Consider the following 6410-nt stretch of genomic DNA (forward strand, 5'->3'; position numbering starts at 1 on the left):
TACTTTAATAAAAAGAATTGCTGGTTGTTTAAATGTTTTATATATTCTGTTCAATTTTCAAAGACCATTTTATCTCGTCGCCCTCAAGCGACTCATTTATCTTATCACTTTCGAAAAACTTTGTCAACATTTTTTCAATAAGTTTTTTACTTAATTTGCTTTAAAATGTTGTCTCGCTTCCGTAGAAGCCCTTTCGCATCAGCGACAAGATTTATAATATCATCAACAATTAATATTGTCAACATTTTTTTGCAATTTTATATCAAATCACCCCTTATTTCATATAATAATATAAATTATTACTAAATATAAGGATTTTTAGGTATGTATAACATTATAATGAGCAAAAAAAGTTCAGTAAAGACTACTATAAAACAATTTCTTAATGCAATTTTCTCTAATAATAATTTTAAGCAACTTATATCAAATGATAAATTAAATGAATTACTCGATTTAAAGATAAAATACTTCACTCTTTATAATAAAAAAAGCTCCCTTCCTATTTTAGATTCATATTCTAAAATAAAATATGATTTTATTAAGGAAGTAGACGAGAATTATTCTCTAGTTAAATTTTCTGTATACTCAATATTTGATATTGATGGTAACAGCTTTAATTCTATAACTACATCAACATATATCTCACTACTAAAAAAGATATCAGATAAATGGTTTATAGATTATATATCTGATATAGAATCATTAAAAGATACAGTTAATTATAAAGATCCAAAGACTTTCATTCTTTTTTACAACACTTTATTAGATAATGAAATAGATAAATATAATTCTTTATTATTAAACTTTAATACTCTCAATATAAATATCAAGAGCACAGTTGCAGCTTCATCAGTATTAAAAAAGACCTCTTACTCAAAATCTAAGGCAGTAGAATACGCTGAAAAATATGCTTTAAATTATAACAAAGAATATATAGATTTTGATAAAAATGGTGGAGATTGTACTAACTTCGTATCCCAAACTATTCATTATGCTGGAATACAGACCTCTTCAACATGGAAACCATACTCTAATCCTTGGGTTAGAGTAAACGAACTACGTAATTACTTAATTTATAATCATCTTGCATTTGAAACAACAAATATAAATCAAAATTGCGTTGGATCTATAATACAATTCTTTAGCCCAATTAAAAATACTTGGTCCCATTCTGGAATTATAACTTATAATACAGGAAATACATGTCTTTACTGTTGTCATTCTTATGATAAATTAAATTATCCTCTTTCTTATGTATATCCTAATATATACCCTAAGATAAGAATAGTAGTTCCATATTAAAAGGCTAACATGGTCGTGTTAGCCTTTTTATGCCTCTATATTATTTTTATTCTCACTCTTATTTTTAACATCTTCATTTTTATTTCCAAATAATTTATTCTTTAAAACATTAAATAGCATCTTCTTTTTCTTCTCTTCTTCTCGATTATCCTTATCTATCATTAATGCGATATCCATTATAGGCGATATTTGATCTATTGTATCTTTATAACCAATACTAACTCTCTTCTTAGTATTATCTGGAGTAAAATCTAAAACACCAGCCATTAATCCCGCTTCCATTTCACTTGGTCTTATTTCTACTATCTTTGAGTTTGGATAGAGTTCCCTATTAATTTTTACATTGCTAGCTAATGGGACTACTATTATTATATCGCACCCTTCACCATATACAGGTTGTATTGGTATATTATCAGTCATACCTCCATCTAGATAATTTTTACCTTCTATTTCTTCACTTTGATATATCATCGGAAGAGCTGATGTAGCTAAAAGTATTTTTCTTATATCCTCATTGTTATAATCATCAACCTTAAAGTATTTTGCTTCTACCTTTGGTATTTCAGTACATGCCGCATAGCATATCCTATTTACACTTTTTATCTTATTAAAGTCTAAGTATTTATCAATTATTTCAATTAGACCATCTCTAGGTATATCTCCACCATTTATAGCTTTAGGCATATATTTTTTTATTAAATTCAAATTTCTTGATCCAATTGTTACAAGTATACTTCTTTTTAATAAATCCTTATGATCTGTTGGTAGTATTTTCTCAACACTTATATTCATCCATACCTCTTCTGCAATATTTATATCATCTTGATTAAATAACATAGCATTTAAAGCTCCTATTGATGTGCCTGATATAACACTAATATATTTATCTATCTTTAACTCCTTAAGAGCTTTCCATACTCCTATTTGATATGCCCCTCTTGCTCCCCCTCCAGCTAAAACTAATCCTATTTTCATTTTAATCCCCCCTTTAATATTAATAATTTTTACTACATATAATTTCACACTATTATTTTATACTGTATTTTCTTATTGGTTAAAACAAAAGGGCCTTTCTATGTATTTTTAAGAAAAACCCTTACAGTCATATTTAATTATAGACTACTTATTAACTTTTAATGTATCTAGAATAATTAACGCAGTATCTTCTATTGCTCTTTGAGTAACATCTATAGTTTTACAACCAATTCTTCTTATTATCTTATCTGAGAACTCAAATTCTTCTAATATTCTAGCATCCCCTGCATACTCAATGTCAGATGGTATCCTATGAAATTTATCTAATCTTCTTTTTCTTATCTCAATTAATTGAAGTGGATTTATTGTCAGTCCAAACACCTTCTTCTTATCAATTTCATATAATTCTTTTGGCACCCCTACTTCAGGTACTAATGGGATATTTATAGCCTTTATTCCTTTATTAGCTAAGTACATACATAATGGTGTCTTTGAAGTTCTTGAAAGTCCAATTAAAACTACATCAGCATTTTTAAGACCTCTATAATCTTTACTATCATCATATTGCATGGCAAATTCCATAGCTTCTATTCTTTTAAAGTAATCTTCATCAGTCTCCCACATTGCACCTGGATTATTATCTGGTAATCTATTTAGTTTAGAAGATGCTACATTTAGTATTGGACCTAGTACATTTATAACTGATATATTATTTTCTATACCTTTTTGAGTTAAATATTCTCTTACATTAACAGTTATTATTGTAGAAACTATAATCGCTTCCCCTTCACATTCTTTAACTGCACTAATTACATCCTCTATATCTTCCAAAGTTTTTATATACGGAATCCTCTCTACTACAACATCATTTGAAAATTGACTTGCAGCAGCAATAGCGACTTGATTGGCTGTTTCCCCTATAGAATCTGATACGGCAAATATTGTTAACATCTCAATACCCTCATTTCTGTTAAATTTGTAATTTTCAAAATTCTCTTTATATTTATATTATTACATATTTTTTTTATTTTTCTCAATAGTGAATTTTATTATTATATGTTAAACTTAATTTTGTAAGCTGTGATTTACAAATTATTCTTTATATGGAGGGCATAATGAATACTAAAAAATTATTAATTATATGTACATTGCCTGTAATGTGGCTAGTTTATCTACTATTTGAATTATTTACTGGAAGAATAAATGACTTAACTACTATCATAGGAAATATCTTCTTGATAATCTTATTTGGAATAGTAGGATACGCTTTTTATAGATTCACATTAAAAAGACCTGATGGTCTTACAAGGAAGGGTATCTTTGAACTATTTTTTATACTTATGTTGCTTGACCAAGGAATTAAAATAATAATTAAACTATTCTTCTTTAATTCTTACTTTGATATTTTCAATGGATTTTTATCCTTTAATCCATTAATTAATACAGATGGGTCATGGTTAAATGCTCGATTTGGTACATCAGTTAGTTTTTCTATGCTGATTATACTTAATATTGTAGCTTTAGTAATCTTTATAGAATTATACAGATATTATAGAAGCAAAGGTCATAAAGGTATATTTGGAGATCTTGCTATAGTATTTATAATCGCAGGAGCTTTATGTTCTCTTATAGATAAAGTTTTTTATGGTGGTAGCCTAGACTTTATTGGAATAAGTAATTTATTTGTAGCTGATTTTAAAGATATATATATTAATCTTGGAATATTATTTTTAGTTGTATGTCTATACGATAATGGCTTCTTCTCAAATGAAGATGATACAACTTTAAAGGAAGACTTTAAGAGTATAAAGAAATTCTTCATTTTTATCGGTAATGATATAAAATCATTATTTCCAAAAAAGAAATAATCATAGCAATTAACAATAGCAATTCAATTTAAAACTCATATGTATAAATAAAAGCTACATCAAAAATTTGATGTAGCTTAAATATTACCAATAAAATTACTAATAAAAAAAGCGGTGATTATAAATCACTGCCTAATTTCTATCTTAATAAAAAAAAGATTATGCTTGCATAATCTTTTTGAATATATAATGCTAAGCAAGTTCCTATTAGAGAATTACTTAAAGTAATTCTTGGTGGCTCGCCCGGGAATCGAACCCGGGACACCATGATTAAAAGTCATGTGCTCTACCGACTGAGCTAGCGAACCATATGGACCTGGCAACGTCCTACTCTCCCACACAGTCTCCCGTGCAGTACCATTGGCGCTATAGAGCTTAACTTTCCTGTTCGGAATGGGAAGGAGTGTTTCCTCTATGCCATCATCACCAGATTGCTTTGCCGTTTCGCCTCAATTAGCGGCTCAACAATTACTTATTATATAGACCTAACAACCTTTTGTCAACAAATTTCTTCATTTTTTTTATATTTTTTTATTTCTAAATATATAAACAACCCTCAAAGCCTTATACTTCAAGGGTTACAGTGTTTTTATTTCTTACTATTTTTCTTTAATAACCTAGTCTTTTTATATATTCTTTGATAACATTTATTGAACTTTGGAATTTATTTTTTTCTTCATCACTCATGTGTATCTCTACAATTTCTTTGATACCTTCTGAATTTAATATAACTGGTACTCCTGCAAATACATCAGATACTCCATATTCACCTTCTAAAAGAGTTGAAACTGGTATTATCTTATTTTCATTATATAAAATTGCTTTTATTATTCCTACAGTTGCACTAGCAATTGCATAATATGTAGTACCCTTTCTCTTATATACTTCCCATCCAGCTTGTGCAGTGTCTTGAACTAGCTTATCAAGATCTACATTTTGAAATCTATCTTTATTATCTTCTAATACCTTTATAAATGATTTTCCTCCTACAGTTACATGTGACCACGGTACCATTTGTGAATCTCCATGTTCACCCATTGAATATCCTTGTACACATCTAGGATCTACATCTAAAAGCTCTCCAATGAAGTTCTTTAATCTTGCAGTATCTACTGATGTTCCTGTACTTAATACATGACTTTTTGGTAATCCAGATAACTTATATACATGATATGCTATAATATCTGCTGGATTTGAAACTATTATAAAATACCCCTTAAACCCTGATTCCATAATAGGATTTACAATTGTCTCAACTATTTTTGCACTTAAGTCCAACGTATCTAATCTTGTTTGCCCAGGCTTTGGTGGTGCTCCTGCTGTTATTACTATAACATCTACATCGCCACATTCATCATAGGATGCAGCTCTAACCTTAGTATTTCTATTTAAATACTCTATTGAGTGATTTAAATCCATTGCTTCTCCTACAGCTCTTTCATTGTTTATATCAATCATAAGAACTTCATCGCATACACCTTGTGTAACTAAGCTAAATGCGGTACTAGATCCAACTAGGCCTGTACCAACTATTGCTACTTTAGTATTTTTAATTCCCATATTATCTTCTCCCCATTTCTCTTAAGATTTTATCAATAATGATTTATTTTACTATATTAATACTATATAGTAAAATTTTTAAAAAATAAACTCTAAAAATAATATATATTATTTTTAGAGTTTATTTTTTTATCGCCGTTAATTATTATCATCATTAAGTCTTTTAGTCTTTATCTCAGCAAAAATATTTTCACCATTTTCCCCCTTTAGTATAAAATCCCTAGGTATATATCTCTTTAACTCCTCTATTTCATTAATAAGTTTCTGAATATCACCTTTCGTAACCGGCTTGTTTTCCCTTTTAATTCATATCCTAATTCCCCACTTACTTCTACAGTTGCATATTTAACATCTTTTATAGAAGCTATACCCAATTGTCTCAATCGCTTTTCAAGCATATCCACTGATAATCTTATCTTTTTTAGATTTTGAAAGTTAATAATTCCATTCTCTATGACTATTACAGCTTTCTAGTTATATTTTTATATATCAAAAAAAGACCTAGATAATTCTAGGTCTTTTAAAAATGGTGCGTCATCAGGGATTCGAACCCGGGACACCCTGATTAAGAGTCAGGTGCTCTACCAACTGAGCTAATAACGCATATCTTACCTGGCAACGTCCTACTCTCCCACACAGTCTCCCGTGCAGTACCATTGGCGCTATAGAGCTTAACTTTCCTGTTCGGAATGGGAAGGAGTGTTT

General features: G+C 28.9%; 6 protein-coding genes, 2 tRNA genes and 2 rRNA genes. 2 read left to right on the plus strand and 8 right to left on the minus strand.

What is annotated here, in order from left to right; genetic code table 11:
* The first annotated feature begins 324 nt into the window (after window positions 1-324).
* Entirely contained in the window at window positions 325-1302 is a 978-nt protein-coding gene (locus JOC62_RS18935; RefSeq protein WP_204596831.1) for an amidase domain-containing protein, read from the plus strand.
* A 27-nt stretch (window positions 1303-1329) separates the two neighbouring features.
* On the opposite strand, the gene JOC62_RS18940 is transcribed toward JOC62_RS18935, so the two are convergent.
* Window positions 1330-2277, minus strand: a complete 948-nt coding sequence (locus JOC62_RS18940; RefSeq protein ID WP_204596832.1) for a patatin-like phospholipase family protein — start codon at window positions 2275-2277, stop codon at window positions 1330-1332.
* 144 nt (window positions 2278-2421) lie between these two features.
* Window positions 2422-3228 (minus strand): pyruvate, water dikinase regulatory protein, encoded by an 807-nt coding sequence (locus tag JOC62_RS18945; protein WP_204596833.1) that lies wholly within the window; start codon window positions 3226-3228, stop codon window positions 2422-2424.
* Between the two features lie 164 nt (window positions 3229-3392).
* Between JOC62_RS18945 and JOC62_RS18950 the strand changes: the two genes are divergently transcribed.
* Window positions 3393-4145 (plus strand): signal peptidase II, encoded by a 753-nt coding sequence (locus JOC62_RS18950; protein WP_204596834.1) that lies wholly within the window; start codon window positions 3393-3395, stop codon window positions 4143-4145.
* A gap of 232 nt (window positions 4146-4377) precedes the next feature.
* Here the strand turns inward: JOC62_RS18950 and JOC62_RS18955 are convergent.
* The 6 genes from JOC62_RS18955 to rrf (JOC62_RS18980) form a co-directional block, all read right to left on the minus strand.
* Window positions 4378-4453: transfer RNA gene (locus JOC62_RS18955), tRNA-Lys, on the minus strand.
* Window positions 4454-4459: 6 nt separating this feature from the next.
* Window positions 4460-4576 (minus strand): 5S ribosomal RNA (rrf, locus tag JOC62_RS18960).
* A 178-nt stretch (window positions 4577-4754) separates the two neighbouring features.
* Complete coding sequence (locus JOC62_RS18965; RefSeq protein ID WP_204596835.1) at window positions 4755-5705, minus strand: L-lactate dehydrogenase; 951 nt, start codon at window positions 5703-5705, stop codon at window positions 4755-4757.
* A gap of 245 nt (window positions 5706-5950) precedes the next feature.
* Window positions 5951-6166, minus strand: a complete 216-nt coding sequence (locus tag JOC62_RS19505) for a YetF domain-containing protein (RefSeq protein ID WP_204596836.1) — start codon at window positions 6164-6166, stop codon at window positions 5951-5953.
* A 66-nt stretch (window positions 6167-6232) separates the two neighbouring features.
* A tRNA-Lys gene (locus JOC62_RS18975) sits at window positions 6233-6308 on the minus strand.
* A gap of 7 nt (window positions 6309-6315) precedes the next feature.
* A 5S ribosomal RNA gene (gene rrf, locus JOC62_RS18980) occupies window positions 6316-6410 on the minus strand; the annotation flags it as partial.

Origin of the sequence: Clostridium sardiniense (genome assembly GCF_016907995.1) — a bacterium.
In the GTDB taxonomy this organism is placed as follows: Bacteria; Bacillota; Clostridia; order Clostridiales; family Clostridiaceae; genus Clostridium; species Clostridium sardiniense.

What these genes read in the sequence shown, in the direction of transcription:
- JOC62_RS18935 (WP_204596831.1), top strand. Translation starts at nt 325, where the DNA reads ATGTATAACATTATAATGAGCAAAAAAAGTTCAGTAAAGACTACTATA.
- JOC62_RS18940 (WP_204596832.1), bottom strand. Translation starts at nt 2,277, where the DNA reads ATGAAAATAGGATTAGTTTTAGCTGGAGGGGGAGCAAGAGGGGCATAT.
- JOC62_RS18945 (WP_204596833.1), bottom strand. Translation starts at nt 3,228, where the DNA reads ATGTTAACAATATTTGCCGTATCAGATTCTATAGGGGAAACAGCCAAT.
- JOC62_RS18950 (WP_204596834.1), top strand. Translation starts at nt 3,393, where the DNA reads ATGAATACTAAAAAATTATTAATTATATGTACATTGCCTGTAATGTGG.
- JOC62_RS18965 (WP_204596835.1), bottom strand. Translation starts at nt 5,705, where the DNA reads ATGGGAATTAAAAATACTAAAGTAGCAATAGTTGGTACAGGCCTAGTT.